Below are 25103 nucleotides of genomic sequence, written 5' to 3' on the forward strand. Positions count from 1 at the left end.
CCCGGAAGCTACACGCTTGTTCGACGTTGCGCTCCCCTACCCGCGAGAATCGCCCCGGATCGCCGAAATTCCTCTCATTCGAGGTTGACTGAGCCAAACGCGAACGGTCCCGCCCCTGAACAGGGACGGGACCGTACCGGCACCGAGTCGATCACCAAGCGGCCATCGATCGATCAGCTCGTACCGAAGCCGATCGCGAGGTACTCCTTCTCATTCGTGCTGCCGCTCCGCTTGCTGGCGTACACCTTGGACATGAACAGGTGCCCGTCGCCGTACAGCAACTCGGAGTACTCCGGCGACATGGCGGCCTCCACGTCGCGCACCGTGTCCGTCGCCGGGTTCTCCAGCAGCTTCGTCTGCTTGAAGCTGCCTCCGTCGATGCTCACGATCTGCCCGCCCTTGTCGTACGGCGGCCGCTTGTACGCGATCAGGTTGCCGCCGTCCATGCGCAGCGGCGAGATCGTGTAGCCGTCGCCCGCGTCGGCCCGCTGCCCGGTCTGCTTGCCGGTGGCGAGGTCGAAGGCGACGATCTCGTTGGTCTGGCTGTACTCGCCGCTGCCGTCGTGCTCCTCGGTCGGCAGGTACAGCCGGTCGCCGCCGACGGCCAGCTTGGTGCAGTACTCGATGCGGGTGATGCCCTCGCAGCGGGCCGCGAACTGCTCGCCCGGCGCGGAGATGCGCGTGCGCAGCTTGCCGGTCTTGTTGTCGATGGAGAAGAAGTCGGAGATGCCGCTGCCGTCGCCCGCGGAGTCGCCGACGTCGGCGGCCACGACGAGCGGGTTGGTCGACGCGATGCTCGCGTACTCGATGCCCTGGGACATCTTGTACTCCGAAATCACCTTCCCGGACTTCGGGTCGATGGTCTGGATGTGCAGCTGCCGCTGCCCGTACGTGCCGCACTTGCGCACCGCGACCAGCTTCTCGCCGCCGCCGTACCCGGCGTCATAGCAGGAGTCGGCCGGCTTCGGGCTCCACAGGAGCTTGCCGGAGACGTCGAAGGCGGCGCCGCCGCTGGAGCTGCCGACGGCGACGGTCTTCCCGCTGACCGTGACATTGTCGAAGCTGATCAGCTGGTCACCGGTCTTGACGGTCTTGGTCCACAGCTCCTTGCCGGCGTCGAGATCGATCAGGGCGATCTGGCTGCACCCGTGCGAAGGGTCGGCCTTGGTCGGCATCGCGGGCTGGTAGAGGACCGCCGTCTTGTTGTCGTCGGTGACGTGGCGGCTGGCCTGGCAGACCGGGCCGTCCAGCGGGATCTTCCACAGCTCGCCGCCCTTGTCGCGGTCGTAGCCGACGATCTCGGCGACGCCGCTCTTGACGTACGCCTTGTCGGTGAGCCACGAGCCGGAGACGACGACCGTGCTGTCGTTCTTCACCTCGGGCATCGGGACCTGGAAGAGGACCTTGGCACCGGGGTCGGCCGGGGCCTTCTCCTTGCCGCTGGAGCCGGCGCCGCCGTTGCCGTCGTCCGTGCCGCCGGTGCCGCCGCCGGAGCCGGCGGTGTCGTCCTTCTTGCCGTCGTCCTTGGACGAGGAATACCAGACGCCGCCGCCGACGATCAGGGCGATCGCCACGACCGCGGCGACGATGATGGCCAGCTGCGCGTTGAACTTCCCGCCCCCGCCCGGCTGTCCGGGCTGCGGCTGGAGCGGCATGGCCGGCTGCGGATAGCCGTAACCGGGCTGCCCGTACCCTGGATGCCCTGGCGGTCCGGGCTGGCCCGGCTGGCCCGGCTGGCCCGGCTGGCCCGGCTGGCCGTAAGGCGCCTGCCCGTACGGCCCCGGATGCTGGCCGGGGTAGCCGTAGCCGGGCGGAGCCTGGGGCGGCTGGGGCGCCTGCGGATAGCCGTACCCCGGCTGCGGGGGCTGGTCCTGGGGCGGCCCGAAGCCTCCCCCGGGCGGGGGCTGCTGGGGCGGCGGAGGCGGCTGGGTCATGGCGTGAGTACCTCGCGGAAGGGGACGGACGACGAAGACGAAGCGGAACCGAAGAGGGAAGAGTCACTTGCCGTAGGCGAGCATCAACTTCTCCTTCGTGTCGTCGTTTCCGCTCAGCCGCGTGGTCGAGATGTAGAAGCGCCCGTCGACCCAGTCGGTGTCCTTGGAGAAGAAGCCGTTCTCGATGTCCGCGGCGCCCTGCGGGTTCTGGAGCAGCCTGACCGGCTTGTGGCCGCTGCCGCCGGTCGGGATGGACACGACCTGGCCGCCCGCGTCGTACGACGGCTTCACATAGGCGATGAGCTTGCCGCCCTCGACCTTCATCGGCAGCATCGACTCGTCGGCCGGGGACTTCACCCGCCACTTCTCCTTGCCGTCGGCGAGGTTGACCGCGACGATCTCGTTGGCGCCGGCGGTCGCCTCCGTCGGGAGGTAGAGCGTGGTGTCGTCGGCGGCGACGCCCTGACAGCCCTGGAGGTCGCGTTCGAGGATGGCCCAGCCGCACTCGGGGGCGAAGTCCTCGTCGAAGCCGACCTGCGAGCGGAACTTGCCGCCGGAGGTGAAGGTGGAGATGTTCCAGGCCTTCTTGTCCTTGTTGGTGCTGTAGACGACCAGCGGGCTGACCGAGTAGGTGCGCGCGACCCGCCAGCCCTTGTCGAACGGCTGGGTCCACTTGACGTCGCCGGTGCGCGGGTCGAGCTCCTGCACCTCGTCGTGCTCCTTGTCGGTGCCGGCACCGCAGGAGGCGACGGCGATCAGCTTCTCGCCGCCGGCGAACGCGGAGGGGAAGCATGCGCTGCCGTAGCGCTTGTGGTCGAAGAGCTTGTCGCCGTTGGTGACGTCGTAGGCCGTACCGGACTGGGAGCGGCCCACCATCAGCGTCTTGCCGGTGATGGACAGTTCGACGGAGAGCGTGGAGTCGAACAGGGCGCCGTCGCCGACCTCCTGCTTCCAGCCCTTCTCACCGGTGTTGAGGTCGATCTCCTGGAGCTGGTTGCACTTGGCGCGGTCGCTGCTGCCGCTCATGTACGCGACGACGATCTTGTCGTCGGACGTCTTCTGCGGGGTGGTCGCGCAGATTTTCTGCGGGAAGGTGATCACGTCCCAGGCCGGCTTGCCGTCACCGACGTTGTAGCCGAAGAGCTGCTCGTACGCCGCCTTCACCGCGGTCTTGTCGGTGATCCACATGCCGGGGGCGTCGGCGCCGGAACCGGGCGCGTCGGGCGCCTCCTTGTACCAGAGGACCTTCGCCTCGCCCGCCTGGCGGCCCTCGTTGAGGTTCTCCGGGTCCTCGCCGCCGTCGCCGCTGCCGTCACCTGGGTTGACCGGGGCGGAGGCGCCGGGCTTGCCGTCGTTGCTCGGCTGGGCGACCGGCTTCTTCTTGCCCTTGCCGTCGTCGCCGCCGGTGACCGCCCACACGGTACCGCCGACCACGAGCAGGGCGGCCACGGCGGCGCCGATGATCAGGGCGGGCTTGCCCTTGAAGGGGTTGCCGGAGCCGCCCCCGGGCGGGGTACCGGGCGCGCCGGGGTACTGCGGCTGCTGCGGGTAGCCGTAGCCGGGCGGGCCGCACGGCCCCGGCTGCTGCGGCTGGCCGTAGGGCCCGGAGTTGTACGGTCCCGGCTGCCCGTACGGACCGGGCTGCGCGTACGGTCCGGGCTGCTGCGGGGGCTGCTGGGGGTAGCCGTATCCAGGCTGCGGCGGCCCCTGCGGGGGCGGTGGCGTCCGGGGCGGTCCCTGGGGCGGCGGCGGGGTCTGCGGTGCCCCGAAGCCACCGCCCTGCGGCGGCTGGTCCTGCGGTGCTCCGAAGCCACCGTGAGGTGGCTGACTGGGCGGCTGAGTCATCAGCGGCTCCCCCGTTCGATCACTGATTTTTAGCCACGCCCTGAGGTGCTCAATGGGCTCAGAGTCGCTTCATGAAGTTCTAAGACGGCTCTTTCTATCACCCGGTGCCGACAGCACACCGGGCCGTGTCATCCCCTGTTCCCAAGGGAGGACCGGCCCGTGATGCCGCCGTTATGCGCCTTCACGCACCCTTCACGCGTCCTCGGCGAGTTCCAGCCAGCGCATCTCCAGCTCCTCGCGCTGACCGGCCAACGCGCGCAGCTCGCCGTCCAGTTCGGCGACCTTCGCGAAGTCCGTGGCGTTTTCGGCGATCTGGGCGTGCAGCTTGGCCTCCTTCTCGGAGACCTTGTCGAGCTGCCGCTCGATCTTCTGGAGTTCCTTCTTGGCGGCGCGCTGGTCGGCCGCGCTCTTCTCCGGGACGGCGGTCTGGGGCGCCGCGGCCGGTGTCGAGGCGGCCGCGGCCTCCTCCATGCGCTGCCGCCGCTCCAGGTACTCGTCGATGCCGCGCGGCAGCATCCGCAGCGTGCCGTCGCCGAGCAGGGCGAACACCCGGTCGGTGGTGCGCTCGATGAAGAACCGGTCGTGGGAGATGACGATCATCGAGCCGGGCCAGCCGTCGAGCACGTCCTCCAGTTGTGTCAGCGTCTCGATGTCGAGGTCGTTGGTGGGCTCGTCGAGGAAGAGGACGTTGGGCTCGTCCATGAGGAGCCGCAGCAGCTGGAGCCGCCGCCGCTCACCGCCGGACAGGTCCCCGACCGGCGTCCACTGCTTCTCCTTGGTGAAGCCGAACGTCTCGCACAGCTGCCCGGCGGTCATCTCGCGCCCCTTGCCCAGGTCGACGCGCTCGCGCACCTGCTGCACGGCCTCCAGCACGCGCGTGGCCGGGTCGAGTTCGGCGACCTCCTGGGAGAGGTAGGCCAGCTTGACGGTCTTGCCGACGCGGATGCGCCCGCCCGCGGGCTGGGCCTCGCCGTCGGTCCGGGCCGCCTCGGCCATGGCCCGCAGCAGGGACGTCTTCCCGGCGCCGTTGACACCGACGAGACCGATCCGGTCCCCCGGCCCGAGCTGCCAGGTGACGTGCTTGAGCAGGACCTTGGGACCGGCCTGGACGGTGATGTCCTCCAGGTCGAACACCGTCTTGCCGAGCCGCGTCGACGCGAACCGCATCAGCTCGCTGCTGTCCCGGGGCGGCGGTACGTCCTTGATGAGCTCGTTGGCGGCCTCGACGCGGAAGCGCGGCTTGGACGTACGGGCGGGTGCGCCGCGCCGCAGCCAGGCCAGCTCCTTGCGGACGAGGTTCTGCCGCTTGACCTCCTCGGTGGCGGCGATGCGCTCGCGCTCGGCACGGGCGAAGACGTAGTCGGAGTAGCCGCCCTCGTACTCGTAGACGTCTCCGCGCTGGACGTCCCACATGCGCGTGCACACCTGGTCCAGGAACCAGCGGTCGTGGGTGACGCAGACGAGGGCGGACCGGCGGTTCTGCAGATGCCGGGCGAGCCAGGCGATGCCCTCGACGTCGAGGTGGTTGGTGGGCTCGTCGAGGACGAGCAGGTCCTGCTCCTCGATGAGCAGCTTGGCGAGCGCGATACGGCGCCGCTCACCGCCGGACAGCGGCCCGATGACGGTGTCGAGCCCCTTGGGGAACCCCGGCAGGTCGAGCCCGCCGAACAGGCCGGTCAGCACGTCCCTGACCTTGGCGACGCCCGCCCACTCGTGGTCGGCCATGTCGCCGATGACCTCGTGGCGGACCGTGGCCTCCGGGTCGAGGGAGTCGTGCTGTGTGAGCACGCCGATGCGCAGTCCGCCGGAGTGCGTGACGCGCCCGGTGTCGGCCTCCTCCAGCCTGGCGAGCATGCGGATCAGCGTGGTCTTGCCGTCGCCGTTGCGGCCGACGACGCCGATGCGGTCCCCTTCGGAGACGCCGAGGGAGACGCCGTCGAGCAGGGCGCGGGTGCCGTACACCTTGCTGACGTTCTCGACATTGACCAGGTTGACGGCCATTTCTCTCCTGACGAGGGGGGTGGATCGACCCTCCAGGGTAGTCGGGCGGCGGGGTGCTCCGGCCGGGGTGTTCAGGAGTGCTCGGCGGCCTCCTGGCGCTGCTGGTACCGCCACACGTCCAGCAGCCTCTCGTCGCCCCGCAGCTCCTCGGCGACGGGGCCGATCCGGTGCTCGGCCTCCACACAGCGCCTCCAGCAGCGCTTCGGCGACGGGTTCGTCGTAGGCCGCCACGGCCCGGCGGAGGTCCGGCAGGCCGTCGACGAGGAGCTCGCGGTCGGCCCCGGACTCCAACAGTGCCCGGACCTCGTCCCCGTCTCCGCGTCGTACGGCCGCGACCAGTTCTTCCACGCCTGCCCCCCGTTGGGAAACAACCGGAGGAGCCCAAGCGCCCGGAACCGGACGCGGCACGTGATCAACGCCCCGCGACCGTCGCCCCGGGTGCCGGACCCGACGCCGTCCGCACGGTCCGGCACGTGCCCGACGCCACCAGCGCCTGCGCCACCGCGGCCGCCGACTCCGGGTCGCGGACCAGGAACGCCGTGGTCGGGCCGGAGCCGGAGACCAGGGCGGCGAGGGCACCGGCGGCGCGGCCGGTGGCCAGGGTGCCCGCGAGCTCCGGGAACAGGGAGAGGGCCGCGGGCTGGAGGTCGTTGGAGACGGCGGCGGCGAGCGCGTCCGGGTCGCCCTTCGCCAGGGCGGCGAGGAGTTCCTGGGAGGCAACCGGCTCGGGGATGTCCGTGCCCTCGCCGAGCCGGTCGAACTCCCGGAAGACGGCCGGGGTGGACAGGCCGCGGCCGGCCATCGCGAACACCCAGTGGAAGGCGCCGCCGACCTCCAGGGGCGTCAGCTGCTCGCCCCGCCCGATGCCCAGCGCCGCCCCGCCGACCAGGCTGAACGGCACGTCGCTGCCCAACTCGGCGCAGATGTCGAGCAGTTCCTCCCGGGACGCGCCGGTCTCCCACAGCGCGTCGCAGGCGACCAGCGCGCCGGCGCCGTCCGCGCTGCCGCCCGCCATGCCGCCGGCGACGGGGATGTCCTTGGCGATGTGGATGTGGACGTCGGGCGTCCGGCCGTACCGCTCGGCGAGCGCTTCAGCCGCCCGCGCGGCCAGATTCGTACGGTCCAGGGGGACCTGGTCGGCGTCCGGGCCCTCGCAGGTGAGGCGGAGCTCGTCGGCCGGGGTGACGGTGACCTCGTCGTAGAGACCGACCGCGAGGAAGACGTTGGCCAGGGGGTGGAAGCCGTCGGGGCGGGCGGGGCCGACCGCCAGTTGGACGTTGACCTTGGCGGGGACCCGGACCGTCACGCTCACGCGGACTCCTTCTCCTGGTGCTGGTTCTGCTTGTGCTCGGCGATCCGCGCGAATTCCTCCACGGTCAGCGACTCGCCCCGCGCCTGCGGGGAGACCCCGGCGGCGACGAGGGCCGCCTCGGCCGCGGCGGCGGACCCGGCCCAGCCGGCGAGCGCGGCCCGCAGCGTCTTGCGGCGCTGGGCGAAGGCGGCGTCGACGACGGCGAACACCTCGCGCCTGGAGGCCGTCGTCTTCAGCGGCTCGGGCCGGCGGACGAGGGAGACCAGGCCGCTGTCGACGTTGGGCGCCGGCCAGAAGACGTTCCGTCCGATGGCACCGGCCCGCTTGACCTCGGCGTACCAGTTGGCCTTGACCGACGGGACGCCGTACACCTTCGAGCCGGGCGGGGCGGCGAGGCGGTCGGCGACCTCCGACTGGACCATGACGAGGGTGCGCTCGATGCTCGGGAAGGTGTCGAGCATGTGCAGCAGGACCGGGACGGCCACGTTGTAGGGGAGGTTGGCGACCAGCGCGGTCGGGGCGGGGCCGGGCAGCTCCGTGACGTGCATCGCGTCGGAGTGGACGAGGGCGAACCGGTCGGCGCGGTCGGGCATGCGGGCCGTGATGGTCGCGGGCAGCGCGGCGGCGAGCACCTCGTCGATCTCGACGGCCGTGACGCGGTCGGCGACCTCCAGCAGGGCGAGCGTCAGTGACCCGAGGCCCGGGCCTACCTCGACGACCACGTCGTCGGGGTGGACCTGTGCGGTGCGGACGATACGGCGGACGGTGTTCGCGTCGATCACGAAGTTCTGGCCGCGTTGTTTGGTGGGGCGTACGCCGAGGGCTGTCGCGAGTTCTCGGACGTCGGCGGGGCCGAGGAGGGCGTCGGGGGTGGGGCTGGTCACGGGGACAAGGGTACGGGGGGTTCGGGAGGCCGGGTTTCCTGGTGCTCGGCGTCGGTGCCGGGGGCGGGGGGTTGCGCAGCCCGGCGGTGCGGGGTGCCGCTTCCCTGGGACGGGTGCCGCCCCAGGCGGCAGGCATGCCCGCGGTTCACGCCTACCCGCGCAAGCGCCCCCCGCAGTGCGGCCAAGGGCTGGCCCCCCTCCGCACATACAGCTTCTTCGCGCGGTACGTCTGTTCTGCCGCCGGGGCGTCCTGGGGGCGGCCCTTGCCACCGAGGGCCTGCCAGGTCTGGGTGTCGAACTGGTACAGGCCGCCGTAGGTGCCCGACGAGTCGACCGCGTCGGGGCGGCCGCCGGACTCGCAGGCCGCGAGGCCCTGCCAGTCGAGGTGGTCGGCACCCTGCACGGACGTCGGTCGCGGCTTCGTGCCGACCTTCACCAGCTGCGGGCGCGGTTCGCGCACCACCTCGGATCTGATCCGGCGCGGCTTCTGCTTGACGCCGTTGACGGTGCGCAGGGAGTAGGTGACCCGGCGCAGGCCGGGCCGGCCCGCCTCTTCGACGACCTCCGTGCCACGGAACAGGGTCGGGTCGTCGGTCCGCCGCACCTGGAACGGGATCGGCTCCTCGCGGACCTCCTTGCCGCCCGTGATCCGCAGCACCGTGACGGTCTGCCCGTCGCGCGGGAAGCTCCCCTGCGGGACCGACGTGGTGTCCTGGCCGCGCAGGGTGATCCCGGCCTCCTCGACGGCCTCCCGCACGGTCGCCGCGTTGGTGCGGACGGTGCGGGCGCGGCCGTCCGCCATGATCGTGACCGTGCGCTCGGTCCGCACGTCCAGCGCGAGCCCTTCCCGCCCGATACGCCGGGAGCGCGACGTGGACACGTACGCGCCCTCCTGACGCACCCCCAACTGCCGGAGCGCCCCCTCCACGGTGTGTGCCGTCGTCCACACCTCGCTCCGCTGTCCGTCGAGGGTGAGCCGCACGGGGCGGCCGTAGCGCACGGCGACCTCGTCGCCGCTGGTGATCTCCGTGCCGGGTCCGGGCGCCACCACGTCGTGGGCGCCGACCTCGACGCCCTCCTCCGCCAGCAGTTCGGTGACGTCGTCGGCGAAGGTGTGCAGCGTGCGCGCCCTGCCGTCGACGTTCAGCTCGATCGCCTTGTCCTTGGCGACGAACGCCGTGGTGCCGCCCGCCAGGAAGGCGACGACCAGTGCCTGCGGGAGCAGCCGCCGCATGGAGCCGTCGCCCGGTCGCTCGACGTACCGCGGCGCCTTGCGCCGGCGCGCGGACCGCCGGTGCGAGCCGGTGCGCGCCGCGGCGCGGGCTTCGGCGCGCGCCTCCACACGCGTTGTGCGCGCGCCGGTCGCGGGTGGTGCCGCATCGTCGTCCGGGGCGCCCTGCCGGGGCAGCCCGGGCAGGGGCGGCCCCTCGTAGGCGGGTCGGTAGGTGTCCTCGTAGGCGGGCCGGTAGGTGTCCTCGTAGGTGACGGGCGCCCCGGGCGTCCCGTACCCGGGCGTCCCGGCGCTGCGCGGATCGGCGGGCGGCGCGTCGAAACCGCCGTACACCGGGTCCGCGAAGGCCGGGCCATACGACTCGTACGTCTCGTACTGCGATTTGCTCACGCCGACACGCTCCAGGGGCCGGAGGGGGTCCAGAGGGGTCCGGATCGGGCCCCCAGAACCTAGCGGAGCGGCCGTCACTCTCCAAAGCGACGCGACTACGCACAGTCGTGCGGCAGGGGTCGGCGGGGAGCAGCCGGGGTCAGCCGGGTCAGTACCCGAAGGCGCGTGCCGTGTTCTCCCCGAGAGCCGTCGCCAGCGTGTCCTCGTCAACGCCGCGCACCTCGGCCATGGCCCGCACCGTGATCGGCACGAGGTACGGGGCGTTGGGCCGGCCCCGGTACGGCACCGGCGTGAGGAAGGGCGCGTCCGTCTCCACGAGCAGCAGCTCCAGCGGGGCCACCGCCACCGCGTCCCTGAGGTTCTGGGCGTTCTTGAAGGTGACGTTGCCGGCGAAGGACATGAAGTAGCCCGCGCCCGCGCAGATCTCCGCCATCTCGGCGTCGCCCGAGTAGCAGTGGAAGACGGTCCGCTCGGGAGCGCCCTCTTCCTTCAGCACGCGCAGGACGTCGGCGTGGGCGTCGCGGTCGTGGATGACCAGGGCCTTGCCGTGCCGCTTGGCGATCTCGATATGGGCGCGGAATGACCTCTCCTGCGCCTCCTTGCCCTCGGGCCCGGTGCGGAAGTAGTCGAGGCCCGTCTCACCGACGCCCTTGACCTGGGGCAACGCGGCCAGCCGGTCGATCTCGGCGAGCGCGTCGTCCAGTGCGGCCAGGCCGCCGGGTTCGCGCGCGCCCTGCCTCGACCAGCCGTCGGGGTCGCCGTGGACGATCCGCGGCGCCTCGTTCGGGTGCAGGGCGACCGTCGCGTGGACGGCGTCGTACGCGGACGCCGTCTCGGCCGCCCAGCGGGAGCCCTCGAGGTCGCAGCCGACCTGCACGACCGTCGTCACTCCGGCCGACGCCGCCTTCGCCAGCGCCTCATCCACCGTGCCGGACTGCATGTCCAGGTGGGTGTGGGAGTCGGCGACCGGCACCCGGAGGGGGTCCGGGAGCGGGGGCGCGGCGTGCTTGCCGGAGTCGTTCGTAGGCATGCCCCGATCCTACGAAAGGGGTACGCCCTCCCCGATGGGGGAGGACCGGGGAGGGCGTCGACAAGGGAGCCGGACGGGTCAGCTCGCCTTGCGCTGGAAGGGGTGCAGCAGGTCGGACAGGTGCCAGTGGTGGTGCTCGGGCTGCTCTTCCGTCCCCTCGGCGTCCGCCTTCGGGGCGTCCACGGGCCCGGCGGGCGGCGGCACGCGGTGGGACCGGTGCTCCGCGTTGCGCGCCGACTCGACCCGCCCGGGCCGCATGATCCGCACGACGTGTCCGTCGCAGTTCTGGCACGTGGGCTTGCTCAACGGGGAGGGCACGACCTTGCCGTCCGCCACGTAGAGGACGAACTCGTGTCCCGCGGCGTCCGTGTGGTGCTCTATCTCGTAGGACTGCTCCCAGCCGTACCCGCAGCGCATGCAGGCGAAGGAGTACGACTCGTTGACGACGGCGTTGGCGCCGGCGCGGAGCCCGGTCTGCCCTTCGATCTCACTCATGCCAGCTCCTGTTCCGCTGTGGCGTGAAGACGGTTCCGTCCCCGCAACCCAGTGGACTCCCCAGCCGGACCGAAGGCAGCAGACCTGTCGACTATTGGCGCCGTTTTGGGGCTCCCTTGCCCCAGCCCCCCGTCGCCTTTGCCCATCCATGGGGCGCGCGCTCATAAGAAAAGCGCCCTGCTCAGAGGGTATTTAGCGCCCCCTTATGGGACGCGCCCCAGCGGGGCTGCATCCATGTGGGGCTCCGCCACGTGGGCGCGCCCAGCCACAGACAACCGCCGGCCCGCGACAAACCCCGGCCCCACCCCCGAACCCGGCTACCCGGTCGCGTTCTTCGCGGCCACCACCGCGTCGAAGACCACCCGCTTCGGCACCCCGGCCTCCACCGCCACCGCGGCGATCGCCTCCTTGCGCCGCTCCCCCGCCTCCTCCCGCACCCGAACCCGCCGAACCAGCTCCTCGGCCCCGACGTCCTCAGGCCCCGTGTCGGGCGCCCCCTCCACCACGACCGTGATCTCCCCGCGCACCCCCTCCGCGGCCCAGGCCGCCAGCTCGCCCAGCCCCCCGCGCCGCACTTCCTCGTACGTCTTGGTCAGCTCCCGGCACACCGCGGCCCGCCGCTCGGCCCCGAACACCTCGGCCATCGCCGCCAGCGTGTCGTCGAGCCGGTGGGGAGCCTCGAAGTAGACGAGCGTGCGCCGCTCCCCGGCCACCTCCCGCAGCCGCCCCAGCCGCTCCCCCGCCTTGCGCGGCAGGAACCCCTCGAAGCAGAACCGGTCGACGGGCAGCCCCGACAGCGCGAGCGCGGTGAGCACGGCGGACGGCCCGGGCACGGCGGTGACCCGGACGTCCCGCTCCACGGCGGCGGCGACCAGCCGGTACCCGGGGTCCGACACCGACGGCATCCCCGCGTCCGTGACGAGCAGCACCCGCGCCCCGCCCACCAGTTCCTCGACCAGCTCCGGCGTCCGCGCGGTCTCGTTGCCCTCGAAGTACGACACCACCCGCCCGTTGGGCGTGACGCCGAGCGCCTGGGTCAGCCGGCGCAGCCGCCGCGTGTCCTCGGCGGCGACGACATCGGCTCCGGCCAGTTCCTCGGCGAGCCGGGGCGGGGCGTCCGCGATGTCGCCGATGGGGGTGCCTGCGAGTACGAGGGTTCCGGTCACGCCCTCCATCCTCCCAGGGGCGGAGGATGGGGACGCATACCGGCCATGCACGGGACTCACACAGCACGGTTCCCTACGATGGCGCGGTGACCAGTACCGCGTCCTCCACGGACACCCGGCAGGGCCAGGAGCCGCACGAGCAGCGGCCGTCCTGGCAGCAGCGGCTGCGCCGCTTCGGCTACCAGCAGCCAAGAAGCGACGCCCGTGACGTCCGTGACCGGCTGGTGCCGCCCTATGCCGAGCCCGGCCCGCGACTGTGGGCCGCGCTGGGCGTCCCGCACACGCTCGCGGGGCGGCTGGTGCGCTGGTCGGGCTGGATCGGCCCGCTGCTCGTCACGCTGCTGGCGGGCGTGCTGCGGTTCTGGAACCTGGGCAGCCCCAAGGCGGTGATATTCGACGAGACGTACTACGCCAAGGACGCGTGGGCGCTCGTCCACCGCGGTTTCGAAGTCAACTGGGACAAGAACGCCAACGACCTGGTCCTCTCCTCCGGCGGGCACGTCACCATCCCGACGGACGCGGCGTACGTCGTGCACCCGCCGGTCGGCAAGTACGTCATCGGGCTCGGTGAGCTGCTGTTCGGTTTCGACCCGTTCGGCTGGCGGTTCATGACGGCGCTGCTCGGCACGCTGTCGGTGCTGCTGCTGTGCCGGATCGGCCGCCGGCTGTTCCGCTCGACCTTCCTGGGGTGCCTGGCTGGCGCGCTGATGGCGGTGGACGGCCTGCACTTCGTGATGAGCCGCACGGCGCTGCTCGACGGCGTGCTGATGTTCTTCGTGCTGGCCGCGTTCGGCTGTCTGCTCATCGACCGGGACAAGGCCCGCGGGAAACTCGCCGCGGCGCTCCCGGTGGACGCCGACGGCCGGGTCCGCCCCGACCGGCACGTCGCCGAGACGGCCCGCCTGGGATGGCGCCCCTGGCGCTGGGCGGCGGGCCTGATGCTGGGCCTGGCCATCGCCACGAAGTGGAACGGCCTCTACGTCCTGGCCGCGTTCTGCCTGATGGCGGTCCTGTGGGACGTCGGCTCGCGCAGGGTCGCCGGCGCCCGGGACCCGTACTCGGCGGTGCTCAGGCGCGACACGGGCCTGGCGTTCCTCGCCACGGTCCCGGTCGCGATCGTCACCTACCTGCTGTCCTGGACCGGCTGGATCCTCTCCCCCACCGACGGCTCGGGCGGTTACTTCCGCAACTGGGCCGCGAGCGACGGCAAGGGCGGCAGCTGGACCTTCCTGCCCGACTGGCTGCGCAGCCTGTGGCACTACGAGCACCAGGTGTACGAGTTCCACGTCGGCCTGTCCTCGCCGCACACCTACCAGTCCAACCCGTGGAGCTGGCTGGTCCTGGGCCGCCCGGTGTCGTACTTCTACGAGTCCCCCGCGCCCGGCCGGGACGGCTGCCCCGCGGACGCCGGCGAGAAGTGCGCCCGCGAGGTCCTGGCCCTCGGCACGCCGCTGCTGTGGTGGGTCGCCTGCTTCGCGGTGCTCTACGTCCTGTGGCGCTGGCTCTTCCGCCGCGACTGGCGCGCGGGCGCCATCGCCTGCGGCATCGCGGCCGGCTACCTGCCCTGGTTCATGTACCAGGAGCGCACGATCTTCTTCTTCTACGCCATCGTCTTCCTGCCGTTCCTGTGCCTGGCGGTGGCCATGCTCCTCGGCGCGATCATCGGCCCGCCCCGCTCCACCGACACCCGCCGCGTCGTCGGCGCCACGGGCGCGGGCGTACTCGTCCTGCTGATCGCGTGGAACTTCATCTACTTCTGGCCCCTGTACACGGGCACCGCCATCCCGATCGGCGACTGGCGGGCGCGGATGTGGCTGGACACCTGGGTCTAGCTGAGAGGATGGCGCGGATCATCACACAAACGGGGGGCGAACATGTTGGTGCTCATACTGTCGGTCGTCGTCCTGCTGCTCATCGGCGGCTGTGTCTGCGTCTTCTGGGCGGCCCGGGGCGACGCCCCGCGCTGGGCACGTGGTATGGCCAGGGTGACGCTGCTCGGCAGCGAACTGGTCCGCAGCGCGGACGGGAGTTCCAGCTCCCGGCGTGGCGGAGACGACTAGTCGAGGAGCCCCGGGCACGGTGTCACGGGCCTGGTCCATGTTCGGTCGAAAATCGAAACGCCCGTCCCCGTAGTAACCGCTTCCCCATAGAGTGCTCCCAGGATCGAGCTTTCTGAACGCGTTCAAAGGAGCGTGTGAAGCTCAAGGGGGGAGGGGACCACCCAATGGGCAAGGGGGTCAAGACCGCTGTCATAGGCGGCGTGTTCGCGGTGATGGTGGGCGGCGCCGGGTACGGCGTCTTCAACATCGTGAGCGCGCTGAACGGTGACGGCGGCACGAGCGGGGCGGCCGCGGAGAAGAAGTCGGGCCCGCCCGGCACGGACGAGGTCAAGGAGACCACGGCCAAGTTCTTCGCGGCCTGGGAGGAGGGCGCGACCGCGACGGCGGCGTCGTACACGAACAACGACGCCGCCGCCGAGCAGCTGCTGACCGCCTTCGCCGGCGACGCGCACATCACCGACGTGAAGATCACGCCCGAGGCGGCGAAAGGCACCACCGTGCCGTACACGGTGAAGGCGAAGGTGGCCTACGACGGAAAGTCCAAGCCGCTGAGCTACAGCGGCAAGCTGAAGGTCGTGCGCGGTCTCACCACCGGACGGCCGCTGGTCGACTGGCAGCCGTCCGTCGTGCACCCCGAGTTGAAGAAGGACGACACGCTCGTCACGGAGCAGTCGGCCAGCCCGCCCATCGAGGCGGTCGGCCGTGACGGCTCCGTGCTGACGAAGGAGAAGTACCCCTCCCTCGGCCCGGTCCTGGACGCCCTGCGCGAGAAGTACGGCGAGAAGACCGGCGGCTCCCCGGGCATCGAGCTGGTCATCCGGCACACCGCCGGGAACGCTCCGGACACCCCGCTGCTCACCCTCGCCGAGGGCGAGCCCGGCAAGCTGACCACCACGATCAGCGCGAGCGCGCAGGCGGCCGCCGAGAAGGCGGTCAAGCGGTTCGCCCAGTCGTCCGTGGTGGCCGTCAAGCCGAGCACCGGTGAGGTGCTGGCTGTGGCGAACAACCGTACGGACGGCTTCAACGCGGCCTTCGAGGGCCAGGCGGCGCCCGGCTCCACGATGAAGATCATCACCGCCGCGATGCTCATCGACAACGGCGTGACCTCGATGAACGGCCCGGCCCCCTGCCCGGCCGACGCCGTGTGGCAGGGCCAGAAGTTCGAGAACCTCACCGGCATGGAGCCCAACGAGAGCGCCACCCTCGCCAACAGCTTCATGCGGTCCTGCAACACCGCCTTCATCAAGCTCATCGACGAGAAGCCGCTCACGGACGCCTCGCTGACCCAGGAGGCCGAGCAGCGCTTCGGGCTGGGCCAGGACAACTGGAAGACCGGCATCGTCTCCTTCGACGGCAGCGTCCCCGAGGTCAGCGGCCCGGACCGGGCGGCCGGTGCCATCGGGCAGGGCCAGGTGCAGATGAGTCCGCTGAACATGGCCTCGGTGACCGCGACCGCGATCACCGGCACCTTCCGCCAGCCCTATCTCGTCTCACCGGAGCTGGACGACCGGCAGCTGGCCCAGGCCCAGGGTCTGAGGGCGAGCACCGCCGCCCAGCTCAAGCAGATGATGCGGCTCACCGCCATCCAGGGCACCGCTGAGGAGACCATGGCCGGACTCGGCGGCGACATCGGCGCCAAGACCGGTTCCGCCGAGGTCGACGGGAACGCCAAGTCCAACAGCTGGTTCACCGGCTTCCGGGGCGACATCGCGGCGGCGGCCATGACCGAGGAGGGCGGTCACGGCGGCGACGCGGCCGGGCCGATTGTCGCAGCCGTGCTACGAACCGATGGCTGATCTCACCTCTACGGGACGGGACTCTAGGGTGGGGGCCGTCGTTGGGACAGCAGAGGGCAATGGGGACCCTGGGAATTCGTGGAGGAACGGACAGCAGTGGGCAACAGAAGGCGCGTCGCCGAGCGACGGAAGACGAGCCCCGCCGTGATCGGCGGGATGATCGCCGTGGTCGTCGGCGGTGCCGGGTTCGGTGCCTACGCGCTGTACAGCGGCGCGGCGGCCGACGACGGCGCCCGGACGGCCTCCGCCAACCAGAAGCCCGAGGTGAAGACCGGGCCCCTGTCGGCGACCGAGGTCACCACCACCGCCCGTGCCTTCCTCACCGCCTGGCAGTCGGGGAAGGTCACCGAGGCCGCCGCGGCCACCGACGACTCGGCCGCGGCCACGTCCCTGCTCACGGGCTACAGCAAGGACGCCCGCATCAAGGAGGTCACCCTCACCCCGGGCACGCCCACGGGCGACGAGGTGCCGTTCTCCGTCAAGGCGACGGTGTCGTACGAGAACACCGAGAAGCCGCTGGCGTACGACAGCGCACTGACCGTCGTCCGCCGCACGAGCGACGGGAAGCCGCTGGTCGACTGGCACGCGGCGGTCGTCCACCCCGAGCTGAAGGACGGCGACAAGCTGGTCACCGGCGAGGCGGGCACGCCCCCGGTCAAGGCACTCGACCGGGACGGCGGCGAACTGACCAGGAAGAAGTACGCCTCGATCGGGCCGATCCTGGACGGGCTGCGCGAGAAGTACGGCAAGGAGGCCGGCGGCAAGGCCGGCATCGAGCTCCGGGTCGTGCGCGGGAAGTCCGCCGCGTCGGACGACCTGTCCGACAAGACCCTGCTGGAGCTGAGCATGGGCACGCCCGGAACGGTGAAGACCACGCTGGACCCGGCCCTCCAGGCGGCGGCCGAGAAACAGGTCGCGAAGAAGGCCCGCTCGTCGGTGGCCGTGGTGCGGGCCTCGACCGGCGAGATCCTGGCCGCCGCCAACGCCTCGCCCGGCTTCAACACCGCCTTCCAGGGCTCCCTCGCCCCCGGGTCCACGATGAAGGTCATCACCTCCTCGCTGCTGATCGAGAAGGGCCTGGCCTCGGCGGACAAGAAGCACCCGTGCCCGAAGTACTTCACGTACGGGCACTGGAAGTTCCAGAACGACAAGAAGTTCGAGATCAAGGACGGCACGTTCAAGGCGAGCTTCGCCCGCTCCTGCAACACGGCCTTCATCAGCCAGGCACCGAAACTCAAGGACGACGACCTGACCAAGCAGGCCCAGCAGGTCTTCGGCCTGGGGCTGAACAACTGGGCGATCGGCGTGCCGTCCTTCGACGGCGCGGTGCCGGTGCAGTCGGCGGCCCAGATGGGCGCCTCGCTGATCGGTCAGGGCGGGGTCCGGATGAACCCGCTGAACATGGCGTCGGTGTCGGCGACGGTCAAGTCCGGCACCTTCCACCAGCCGTACCTGGTCTCCCCGGACGTGGACGGCCGCGAGCTCGCGAAGGCCTCGCGCACGATGTCGGCGGGCACGCTGTCCCAGCTGCGTGAGCTGATGTCGTACACGGCCGACTACGGCACGGCCGCGGAGGCGATGGCGGGCGTCGGCGGCGACGCCGGCGCGAAGACCGGGTCCGCCGAGGTCGACGGGCAGAAGAAGCCGAACGGCTGGTTCACCGCCTACCGGGGCGACCTGGCGGCCGCGGGCGTAGTCCAGCAGGGCGGCCACGGCGGCGATACGGCCGGGCCGATCGTGGCGGCGCTGCTGAAGACGGGCGGCTGAGCCCCGGGCTCAGGACCCCTAGTGCGTCACCGGTTCCGCGGCGGCCATGTACGTCCGCCGCAGGAACCGCAGCAGCGCCTGCCGCTCGAACTGCACCACCGACACCCCCTGCGGGGAGTGGAACTCCACGACTGCCTGCGCCCGGCCGCACGGCCACACCCGTATCTCATCGCTGCCCGTGGGGACCCGCAGCCCCTCCTCCAGCAGCCGGCGGTCGAAGGTCCACTCGCGGGCTCCGGCCCCGGGCAGTCCGATCCGAACGGCGTGCGGGTCCCGCTCGGGGTCGTAGCGCAGCGTGACCGGGACCGCGTCCTGCTCCGCGTCCAGGGGGACGTCGGCATCCGTGACGATGTGGGCTCGCGCGTACTGCTCGACTACGGACATCGGACGGCCCTTTCACCGTGCGCCACCTGTGTGGAGACTGTGCGTCCACTCCCTCTCCAATGTCGCACATTTTCCGGATCGCGCCCTCGGAGGCCGGACATACTACAGATGAGATAAAACGAGCATCACGCTCTTGCAAACCGTTCGCATCAAGCCACATCATCGAACGGTGCATGTACCTGACGGATTCATCGACGCGCCCACCTCCGCCGCCACCGGTGTGATCGCCGCGGGCGCCATAGCCGTGAGCCTGCGCGGCGCGCGCCGCGAGCTCGACGAGCGGACGGCGCCGCTGGCCGGGCTGGTCGCGGCGTTCATCTTCGCGGTGCAGATGCTGAACTTCCCCGTCGCGGCGGGGACCAGCGGTCATCTGCTCGGCGGTGCGCTCGCCGCGATACTCGTCGGCCCCTACACAGGGGTTTTGTGCGTCTCCGTCGTCCTGCTCATGCAGGGCATCCTCTTCGCGGACGGCGGCCTGACCGCGCTCGGCGTGAACATCACCAACATGGCGATCGTCACCACGGTCGTCGCCTACGCCCTCTTCCGCGGCCTGGTGAAGGTGCTGCCCCGCACCCGCCGGTCGGTCACCGTGGCCTCCTTCGTCGCCGCCCTGGTCTCCGTCCCGGCCGCCGCCCTGGCCTTCACGCTGATGTACGCGATCGGCGGCACCACCGACGTGTCGATCGGCAAGGTCGCCACCGCCATGGTCGGCGTGCACGTGCTGATCGGCATCGGCGAGGCCGTGATCACCGCGCTGACCGTCGGCTCGGTCATCGCCGTACGCCCGGACCTGGTGTACGGGGCGCGCGGCCTCACGCAGAAGCTCAAGCTGCGGGTGAACGGCGAGCTGGTCGACGCCCCCGGCGCCGAGCCCGAGCCGGCGCCCGTGGCCGCCCGGACCTCGCACCGCAGGGTGTGGGCGGCGGGCCTGGTCGCCTCCCTCGTCCTGGCCGGGTTCGTCAGCTTCTACGCCTCCGCCGACCCCGACGGCCTGGAGAAGGTCGCCACCGATCACGGCATCGACGAGAAGGCCGAGGAGCACGCGGTGGCCGACTCCCCGCTCGCCGACTACGGCGTCAAGGACGTCGACGACGCCCGCCTGTCCGGGGGGCTGGCGGGCGTCATCGGCGTGGGTGTCACGGTCGTCGCGGGCAGCGCGGTCTTCTGGGCGGTACGCCGTCGCCGCTCGGACGACACGTCCCCGTCGAACACGACGGACGCGGCGACCACCTCGAGTACCACGAGCGTCTGACATGGGAGCGGGGCACGCGCACAAGCTCTACCGGCACGGGCACTCGCCCGTGCACGGCCTGCCGCCGCACACCAAGCTCGCCGCCGTCTTCGCCTTCGTGGTGGTCGTGGTGTCGACACCGCGGGAGGCGATGTGGGCGTTCGGGCTGTACGCCGTGCTGCTCGGAGTCGTGGCGTACGTCGCGCGGGTGCCCGCCGGGTTCCTGCTCAGGCGGCTGCTCATCGAGGTGCCGTTCGTCGCGTTCGCGGTGCTGATGCCGTTCGTGGCGGAGGGCGAGCGGGTCGACGTCCTCGGCCTGTCCCTGAGCGTCGACGGCCTCTGGGGCGCCTGGAACGTGCTGGCGAAAGGCACCCTCGGTGTCGCGGCCTCGGTGTTGCTGGCCGCCACCACCGAACTGCGCGAACTCCTCCTCGGCCTCCAGCGGCTCAGACTCCCGCCGCTCCTCGTGCAGATCGCGTCCTTCATGATCCGCTACGGCGACGTCATCACGGACGAGATGCGGCGCATGCGGATCGCCCGGGAGTCACGCGGCTTCGAGGCGAAGGGCGTCCGGCACTGGGGCGTCCTGGCCAAGTCCGCGGGCGCCCTGTTCATCCGCTCCTACGAGCGCGGCGAGCGTGTGCACCTGGCCATGGTCAGCCGCGGGTACGCCGGCTCCATGCCGGTCATCGACGAGGTGACCGCGTCCCGGGCGCAGTGGACGTACGCCCTCGCCCTGCCCTGTGCCGCCCTCGTCGTGTGTCTGCTGGGATGGGCCCTGTGACTGATGTGACCCCCTCACTGGACGTGGCCGGTCTGGCCTTCGCCTACCCCGACGGGCACCAGGCCCTCTTCGGCGTCGACTTCTCCGTCGCGCGCGGCGAGCGGGTCGCGCTGCTCGGTCCGAACGGCGCCGGCAAGACGACCCTCGTGCTCCACCTCAACGGCATCCTGACCGGCGGCACCGGCACGGTGAAGGTGGCCGGGCTGCCCGTCGGCAAGCAGCACATGGCGGAGATCCGGCGCCGGGTCGGCATCGTCTTCCAGGATCCGGACGACCAGCTCTTCATGCCGACCGTCCGGGAAGACGTGGCGTTCGGGCCCGCGGCGGCCGGGCTGAAGGGGCCGGAGCTGGAGAAGCGCGTGGACCGGGCGCTGGAGCGGGTCGGCATGGCCGAGTTCAAGGACCGACCGCCGCACCACCTCTCCTTCGGCCAGCGCCGCCGGGTGGCCGTGGCGACCGTGCTCGCCATGGAACCGGAGATCCTCGTCCTCGACGAGCCCTCCTCCAACCTCGACCCCGCCTCCCGCCGCGAACTGGCCGACATCCTGCGCTCCCTCGACGTGACCGTGCTGATGGTCACGCACGACCTGCCGTACGCCCTGGAGCTGTGCCCGCGCTCCTTGATCCTCAGCGAGGGCGTGATCGCGGCGGACGGCCCGACCGGCGAACTGCTCTCCGACGAGCAACTGATGCGCGCCCACCGGCTGGAGCTGCCGTTCGGTTTCGATCCGCGTTCCGTGCCGGCCGCTCCGGCACGTCCGTGACAATGGGAGCGTGACGAAGACAATGAGCGCGTGACGAACGAGGAGACCGAGGGCTCGCTGCTGCTGGACCAGCAGCTGTGCTTCGCGCTGTACGCCGCCCAGCGCGCGGTGACGGCGGCGTACCGCCCTCTCCTCGACGAACTCGGCCTCACCTACCCGCAGTACCTGGTCCTGCTGCTCCTCTGGGAGCGCGGGCAGACCACGGTCAAGGAACTGGCGGCCGCGCTGCGACTCGACTACGGCACGGTGTCGCCGCTGCTGAAGCGGCTGGAGTCGGCGGGTCTCGTACGGCGTGAGCGGTCGGCGCGGGACGAGCGGTCGGTGCTCGTGGCGGTGACCGGGCGCGGGGAGGAACTCCGGGAGCGGGCGGCGAGCGTGCCCGGCGCACTGCTCTCGGCAACGGGGCTCGACGGCACGGAGGTCGCGCGACTGCGCGAGGAGCTGTGGCGGGTGGCGGAGAGAGCCGAGTCGGCGGCGGACCGGGCCCGCTGAAGCCGACCGCGCTCGCTGACCTGCGAAGGGGTTACCCCCGGTTGCCACCCCCTGGTAGCGGCAGTCCGGTTACTGGCCAGTACCTTGTGCACGATGTGTTTGCGCGCACTTGTTTCCCGCGGGAGGACAGCATGACTGACGGCTCCGCCGTCGACACCCGCCCGACGAAGATCATGTTCGTGGCCGAGGCCACCGCCCACGGCGGCCGCGAGGGCTATGTCACCAGCCAGGACGGCCAGCTCGACCTCAAGGTCGCGATGCCCCCGCAGCTCGGCGGCGACGGCAACGGCACCAACCCGGAACAGCTCTTCGCGGCCGGCGACAGCTCCTGCTTCCACAACGCGCTGATCCTGGTCGGCAACCGCGAGGGCTACGACCTGACCGGCTCCACGGTCTCCGCGAAGGTCGGCATCGGCCCCAACACGCAACGCGGCTACGGCCTCGCGGTCGCCCTGAGCGTCTCGCTCCCCGTCCTCGATTCGGACCTGGCGACCAAGCTGGTGGACGCGGCCCACGAGGTCTGCCCGTACTCGAACGCGACCCGCGGGAACATCGACGTGACGATCCTGCTTGGCTAAAGGGGAGCAAGGAGAGCACCGCAGCGAAACGAGGAGTACGGACGTGGACGTGCGCGGCACAGTGGCCGAGGGCTTCGAGCCGGTCAGGGAAGCGTTCGTACGGAACTTCGCCACGCTCGGGGAGCGGGGCGCCGCGGTCGCCGTCTACCGGGACGGGCAGCGGGTCGTCGATCTGTGGGCCGGCACGAAGGACATCGACGGCACGGACCCCTGGGAGCGCGGCACCGCCCAGGTGGTGCGCTCGGCGACCAAGGGCGTCGCCGCCGCCGTACTCCTGCTGCTGCACCAGCGCGGACAGCTGGACCTGGACGCGCCGGTGGGCCACTACTGGCCGGAGTTCAAGGCGCAGGGCAAGGAGCGGGTACTGGTCCGGCACGTCCTGAACCACCGGGCCGGCCTCCCCGTCCTCGACCAGCCCCTCACCCCCGAGCAGGCCCTCGACCCGCTCCGGGGCCCGGAGGCGGTCGCCGCCCAGTCGCCCGCCTGGGAGCCCGGCACCGACCACGGCTACCACGCGCTGACGTACGGCTGGCTGCTCGACGCACTGGTACGGCGCGTGACCGGGCAGGGCACCGGCACATGGCTCGCCTCGCAGATCGCCGGCCCGCTGGGCCTGGACCTCTGGCTGGGCCTGCCGGACGCGGAGGCCGGCCGGGTCGGACGCGCGGGCCGCGTCGAGGGACCCGAGCCGGCCGGTGGCCTGCGCACCCGCCCGAAGCGCTCGGTCACCGCGGCCTACGAGGACCCGGCCTCCCTGACCCGCCGGGCCTTCGCGGCGATCACCCCGTTCCCGGACCAGAACGACCCGGCCTACCGCGCGGCAGCCCTCCCCGCGACCAACGCCATCGCGACGGCGGACGGACTGGCCCGCTTCTACGCGACGCTGATCGGCGACACCGCCGGCGCCTCACGCCTGTTCACCCCGGAGACGGTCGGACTGGCCCGGGCCGAGGAGTCGGCGGGTCCCGACCGCGTCCTGGTGGTCGGCACCCGCTTCGGCCTGGGCTACATGCTGCACGGCGGCGCCTCCCCCTTCCTCACACCGGGCTCCTTCGGCCACCCGGGCCGCGGCGGCGCCCTCGGCTTCGCCGACCCGGACACCGGGATCGCGTTCGGCTATGTCACCAACGGCTTCCGCAAGACGGTGACGGCGGATCCGCGGGCGCAGGGGCTGGTGCGGGCGGTGCGGGGAGCGCTGGGGCTCTAGACGCGTGAGCCGGGGCTCTAGACGTGAATAGGGTGGGAGGTCCGCCCGGACGCCTGGTCGATCTCGTCGTGCGCCTTGGTCAGGAGTCGCATGGCGAGCTCGTTGAGCGCCCGGGCGCCGGCGATCTCCTCTCCGACTCTGGGCTGATTGGCGTCGGAGCGGTGCCGGCTCGCGTGCCCGTGTGCCCGTACTTCGCTGCCGTCGGGCAGGCGGACCAGCGCGACCGCCCGCGTGTGCTGGTCGTCCTCCGTGAACTCCAGCTCGACATGCCATCCCACCGCGGTGTGCATCATGACGATCACCTCCGGAACACTTAGTTCCAGAGTGCTCCTCCCACCGGCTGGGCGCACCCGCCTGACCCGGTCTACCCGGCGTGCAGCATCAGCCCGATCCCGACGACGAGCAGCCCGGCCGCCACGATTCTCGGCGCCCCGAACCGCTCCTTGAAGAACACGGCCCCGATCGCCGCGCCCACGATGACCGACGACTCGCGCAGGGCGGCGATGGGCGCGAGTTCGGCCCTGGTCTGGGCCCACAGCACGAGGGCGTAGGCGGCGACGGAGAGGGCGGCCCCGATGAGCCCGATCCCGGCGAACGGCCGGAGAACAGCGACGGTCTCCCTCCTCCAGCGGCTCACGGCGCAGGCGGGGATCACCACCCCTTGGACCGCCATCAGCCAGGCGATGTACCCGAGGGAGGGCCCGGAGGCGCGCACGCCGAGCCCGTCGACGACGGTGTACGCCGCGATCGTCAGCCCGGTCGCGAGGGCAGCCCCGATCGCCGCCCAGTCGGGCCGACGCCCGCGCAGTCCCCACAGGGCGACGCCGGTCAGCCCCGCGCACGACAGGACGACACCGGCGGCGGCCCACCCGTCGGGCACCTCGTGCGCGAAGACGGCGGCGAGCACGGTCACGACGAGAGGCGCGGTGCCGCGCGCGATGGGATAGGCCTGCCCGAAGTCGCCCAGCCGGAAGGACTTCATCAGCAGCGCGTAGTAGGCGATGTGGATGGCGGCGGAGCCGAGCAGATACGGCCAGGCCCGGGCCGCCGGAAACGCCACGAAGGGCGCCAGGGCCAGCCCGATGACCGCCCCGCCGCCCGAGATCAGCGCGAACCCGGCCAGCTTGTCGGTGATCTTGTGGGCGATGGCGTTCCAGCCGGCGTGCGTGACGGCGGCGAGCAGGACGGCGGCGGTGACCAGGGGCGTCACGCGGAGAGTTCGCGCACGTCCACGAGGGTGCCCCCGGCGTGGGTGACGAGGTCGCGGGGGGCCATGGGGAACACGGTGTACGGCGTCCCGGCGGCGGCCCAGACGACGTCGTGCCCGAGCAGGGACCGGTCGGCGAGCACGCGCGTTTTCATCCTGTGCCCGAAGGGCGGCACCCCGCCGATCGCGTACCCGGTGGTCTCCCGCACGACATCGGCCTTGGCCCGCGTGACCTTCTCCGCCCCGAGCTCCTTGCGCACGAGCCCGACGTCGACCCGCGACGCCCCGTCCATGAGCACCAGCACCGGCACTCCGTCCACCGCGAAGATCAGCGACTTGCAGATCTGGCTCAGCTCACACCCGAGCGCGGCGGCGGCCTCGGCGGCGGTACGGGTGGCTTCCGGGAACCGGCGGACCTGAGTGACGAGGTCCTCGATCCCCAGTTCCCGCAGGGCCTCGGCGAAACGAGGGTGTGCTCCGGAGTTCTCGGCGTCCGTGGCGGCTGTCGTCGTCATGCGGGCACGCTAGCGGTGCGTGTACGAGGC

23 protein-coding genes are annotated in these 25103 nt (G+C 71.6%); 10 read left to right on the forward strand and 13 right to left on the reverse strand.

Annotated features, from left to right (window positions below; all coding sequences use genetic code 11):
- Positions 1-173: 173 nt before the first annotated feature.
- The 9 genes from V8690_RS17070 to rsmI form a co-directional block, all read right to left on the reverse strand.
- Positions 174-1934 (reverse strand): PQQ-binding-like beta-propeller repeat protein, encoded by a 1761-nt coding sequence (locus tag V8690_RS17070; protein ID WP_338779812.1) that lies wholly within the window; start codon positions 1932-1934, stop codon positions 174-176.
- 63 nt (positions 1935-1997) lie between these two features.
- Positions 1998-3779 (reverse strand): PQQ-binding-like beta-propeller repeat protein, encoded by a 1782-nt coding sequence (locus tag V8690_RS17075; RefSeq protein WP_338779814.1) that lies wholly within the window; start codon positions 3777-3779, stop codon positions 1998-2000.
- A 192-nt stretch (positions 3780-3971) separates the two neighbouring features.
- Entirely contained in the window at positions 3972-5780 is a 1809-nt protein-coding gene (locus V8690_RS17080) for an ABC-F family ATP-binding cassette domain-containing protein (RefSeq protein ID WP_338779816.1), read from the reverse strand.
- A gap of 412 nt (positions 5781-6192) precedes the next feature.
- The gene (locus tag V8690_RS17085; protein ID WP_338779817.1) at positions 6193-7092 is read right to left on the reverse strand and encodes a 4-(cytidine 5'-diphospho)-2-C-methyl-D-erythritol kinase; all 900 of its coding nucleotides are present in this window, start codon (positions 7090-7092) and stop codon (positions 6193-6195) included.
- Entirely contained in the window at positions 7089-7976 is an 888-nt protein-coding gene (gene rsmA / locus V8690_RS17090; protein WP_338779818.1) for a 16S rRNA (adenine(1518)-N(6)/adenine(1519)-N(6))-dimethyltransferase RsmA, read from the reverse strand. Before rsmA ends, V8690_RS17085 begins: the two co-directional genes overlap by 4 nt.
- Before the next feature lie 151 nt (positions 7977-8127).
- Positions 8128-9597, reverse strand: coding sequence for a ubiquitin-like domain-containing protein (locus V8690_RS17095; RefSeq protein WP_338779820.1), 1470 nt, complete (start codon positions 9595-9597; stop codon positions 8128-8130).
- Between the two features lie 148 nt (positions 9598-9745).
- Entirely contained in the window at positions 9746-10627 is an 882-nt protein-coding gene (locus V8690_RS17100; protein ID WP_338779822.1) for a TatD family hydrolase, read from the reverse strand.
- Positions 10628-10705: 78 nt separating this feature from the next.
- Positions 10706-11122, reverse strand: a complete 417-nt coding sequence (locus tag V8690_RS17105) for a hypothetical protein (RefSeq protein WP_338779824.1) — start codon at positions 11120-11122, stop codon at positions 10706-10708.
- A gap of 317 nt (positions 11123-11439) precedes the next feature.
- Complete coding sequence (gene rsmI, locus V8690_RS17110; protein ID WP_338779825.1) at positions 11440-12288, reverse strand: 16S rRNA (cytidine(1402)-2'-O)-methyltransferase; 849 nt, start codon at positions 12286-12288, stop codon at positions 11440-11442.
- Positions 12289-12374: 86 nt separating this feature from the next.
- On the opposite strand from rsmI, the gene V8690_RS17115 reads away from it, so the two are divergent.
- The 4 genes from V8690_RS17115 to V8690_RS17130 all read left to right on the forward strand — a co-directional run bounded on the left by V8690_RS17115 (position 12375) and on the right by V8690_RS17130 (position 17911).
- A complete protein-coding gene (locus V8690_RS17115; RefSeq protein WP_338779827.1) occupies positions 12375-14120 on the forward strand; it encodes a phospholipid carrier-dependent glycosyltransferase in 1746 nt (581 codons plus the stop codon).
- A gap of 42 nt (positions 14121-14162) precedes the next feature.
- On the forward strand, positions 14163-14348 hold the full coding sequence (locus tag V8690_RS17120) for a hypothetical protein (RefSeq protein WP_338779829.1): 186 nt from the start codon (positions 14163-14165) through the stop codon (positions 14346-14348).
- Between the two features lie 164 nt (positions 14349-14512).
- Positions 14513-16144 carry a penicillin-binding transpeptidase domain-containing protein gene (locus V8690_RS17125; protein WP_338779832.1) on the forward strand — a complete coding sequence of 544 codons (1632 nt, stop codon included), beginning with the start codon at positions 14513-14515 and terminating at the stop codon, positions 16142-16144.
- Positions 16145-16240: 96 nt separating this feature from the next.
- On the forward strand, positions 16241-17911 hold the full coding sequence (locus tag V8690_RS17130; RefSeq protein ID WP_338779834.1) for a penicillin-binding transpeptidase domain-containing protein: 1671 nt from the start codon (positions 16241-16243) through the stop codon (positions 17909-17911).
- A gap of 18 nt (positions 17912-17929) precedes the next feature.
- On the opposite strand, the gene V8690_RS17135 is transcribed toward V8690_RS17130, so the two are convergent.
- Entirely contained in the window at positions 17930-18295 is a 366-nt protein-coding gene (locus V8690_RS17135; RefSeq protein WP_338779836.1) for an SsgA family sporulation/cell division regulator, read from the reverse strand.
- Between the two features lie 169 nt (positions 18296-18464).
- On the opposite strand from V8690_RS17135, the gene V8690_RS17140 reads away from it, so the two are divergent.
- The 6 genes from V8690_RS17140 (at position 18465) to V8690_RS17165 (ending at position 23351) form a co-directional block, all read left to right on the forward strand.
- Positions 18465-19547: an energy-coupling factor ABC transporter permease gene (locus V8690_RS17140; RefSeq protein ID WP_338779839.1), complete on the forward strand. Its 1083-nt coding sequence runs from the start codon at positions 18465-18467 to the stop codon at positions 19545-19547.
- 1 nt (position 19548) lies between these two features.
- Positions 19549-20310 carry a cobalt ECF transporter T component CbiQ gene (cbiQ, locus tag V8690_RS17145; protein WP_338779841.1) on the forward strand — a complete coding sequence of 254 codons (762 nt, stop codon included), beginning with the start codon at positions 19549-19551 and terminating at the stop codon, positions 20308-20310.
- On the forward strand, positions 20298-21074 hold the full coding sequence (locus tag V8690_RS17150; RefSeq protein ID WP_338779843.1) for an ABC transporter ATP-binding protein: 777 nt from the start codon (positions 20298-20300) through the stop codon (positions 21072-21074). The genes cbiQ and V8690_RS17150 overlap by 13 nt, the downstream gene beginning before the upstream one ends.
- Before the next feature lie 30 nt (positions 21075-21104).
- Positions 21105-21566 (forward strand): MarR family transcriptional regulator, encoded by a 462-nt coding sequence (locus tag V8690_RS17155; protein WP_338779845.1) that lies wholly within the window; start codon positions 21105-21107, stop codon positions 21564-21566.
- Positions 21567-21697: 131 nt separating this feature from the next.
- Positions 21698-22144 (forward strand): organic hydroperoxide resistance protein, encoded by a 447-nt coding sequence (locus V8690_RS17160; protein ID WP_338779847.1) that lies wholly within the window; start codon positions 21698-21700, stop codon positions 22142-22144.
- Between the two features lie 43 nt (positions 22145-22187).
- Positions 22188-23351 carry a serine hydrolase domain-containing protein gene (locus V8690_RS17165; RefSeq protein WP_338779849.1) on the forward strand — a complete coding sequence of 388 codons (1164 nt, stop codon included), beginning with the start codon at positions 22188-22190 and terminating at the stop codon, positions 23349-23351.
- 17 nt (positions 23352-23368) lie between these two features.
- On the opposite strand, the gene V8690_RS17170 is transcribed toward V8690_RS17165, so the two are convergent.
- From V8690_RS17170 to V8690_RS17180, 3 genes are all read right to left on the reverse strand, one after another.
- On the reverse strand, positions 23369-23644 hold the full coding sequence (locus V8690_RS17170; RefSeq protein WP_338779851.1) for a DUF1876 domain-containing protein: 276 nt from the start codon (positions 23642-23644) through the stop codon (positions 23369-23371).
- Positions 23645-23715: 71 nt separating this feature from the next.
- Entirely contained in the window at positions 23716-24561 is an 846-nt protein-coding gene (locus V8690_RS17175; protein WP_338779853.1) for an EamA family transporter, read from the reverse strand.
- Positions 24558-25073: a YbaK/EbsC family protein gene (locus V8690_RS17180; protein WP_338779855.1), complete on the reverse strand. Its 516-nt coding sequence runs from the start codon at positions 25071-25073 to the stop codon at positions 24558-24560. The genes V8690_RS17175 and V8690_RS17180 overlap by 4 nt, the downstream gene beginning before the upstream one ends.
- Positions 25074-25103 lie beyond the last annotated feature (30 nt).

Source organism: Streptomyces sp. DG1A-41, assembly GCF_037055355.1.
GTDB lineage: Bacteria > Actinomycetota > Actinomycetes > Streptomycetales > Streptomycetaceae > Streptomyces.

What these genes read in the sequence shown, in the direction of transcription:
- V8690_RS17070 (WP_338779812.1), bottom strand. Translation starts at nt 1,934, where the DNA reads ATGACCCAGCCGCCTCCGCCGCCCCAGCAGCCCCCGCCCGGGGGAGGC.
- V8690_RS17075 (WP_338779814.1), bottom strand. Translation starts at nt 3,779, where the DNA reads ATGACTCAGCCGCCCAGTCAGCCACCTCACGGTGGCTTCGGAGCACCG.
- V8690_RS17080 (WP_338779816.1), bottom strand. Translation starts at nt 5,780, where the DNA reads ATGGCCGTCAACCTGGTCAATGTCGAGAACGTCAGCAAGGTGTACGGC.
- V8690_RS17100 (WP_338779822.1), bottom strand. Translation starts at nt 10,627, where the DNA reads ATGCCTACGAACGACTCCGGCAAGCACGCCGCGCCCCCGCTCCCGGAC.
- V8690_RS17105 (WP_338779824.1), bottom strand. Translation starts at nt 11,122, where the DNA reads ATGAGTGAGATCGAAGGGCAGACCGGGCTCCGCGCCGGCGCCAACGCC.
- V8690_RS17120 (WP_338779829.1), top strand. Translation starts at nt 14,163, where the DNA reads ATGTTGGTGCTCATACTGTCGGTCGTCGTCCTGCTGCTCATCGGCGGC.
- V8690_RS17125 (WP_338779832.1), top strand. Translation starts at nt 14,513, where the DNA reads ATGGGCAAGGGGGTCAAGACCGCTGTCATAGGCGGCGTGTTCGCGGTG.
- V8690_RS17135 (WP_338779836.1), bottom strand. Translation starts at nt 18,295, where the DNA reads ATGTCCGTAGTCGAGCAGTACGCGCGAGCCCACATCGTCACGGATGCC.
- cbiQ (WP_338779841.1), top strand. Translation starts at nt 19,549, where the DNA reads ATGGGAGCGGGGCACGCGCACAAGCTCTACCGGCACGGGCACTCGCCC.
- V8690_RS17150 (WP_338779843.1), top strand. Translation starts at nt 20,298, where the DNA reads ATGGGCCCTGTGACTGATGTGACCCCCTCACTGGACGTGGCCGGTCTG.
- V8690_RS17160 (WP_338779847.1), top strand. Translation starts at nt 21,698, where the DNA reads ATGACTGACGGCTCCGCCGTCGACACCCGCCCGACGAAGATCATGTTC.
- V8690_RS17170 (WP_338779851.1), bottom strand. Translation starts at nt 23,644, where the DNA reads ATGATGCACACCGCGGTGGGATGGCATGTCGAGCTGGAGTTCACGGAG.
- V8690_RS17180 (WP_338779855.1), bottom strand. Translation starts at nt 25,073, where the DNA reads ATGACGACGACAGCCGCCACGGACGCCGAGAACTCCGGAGCACACCCT.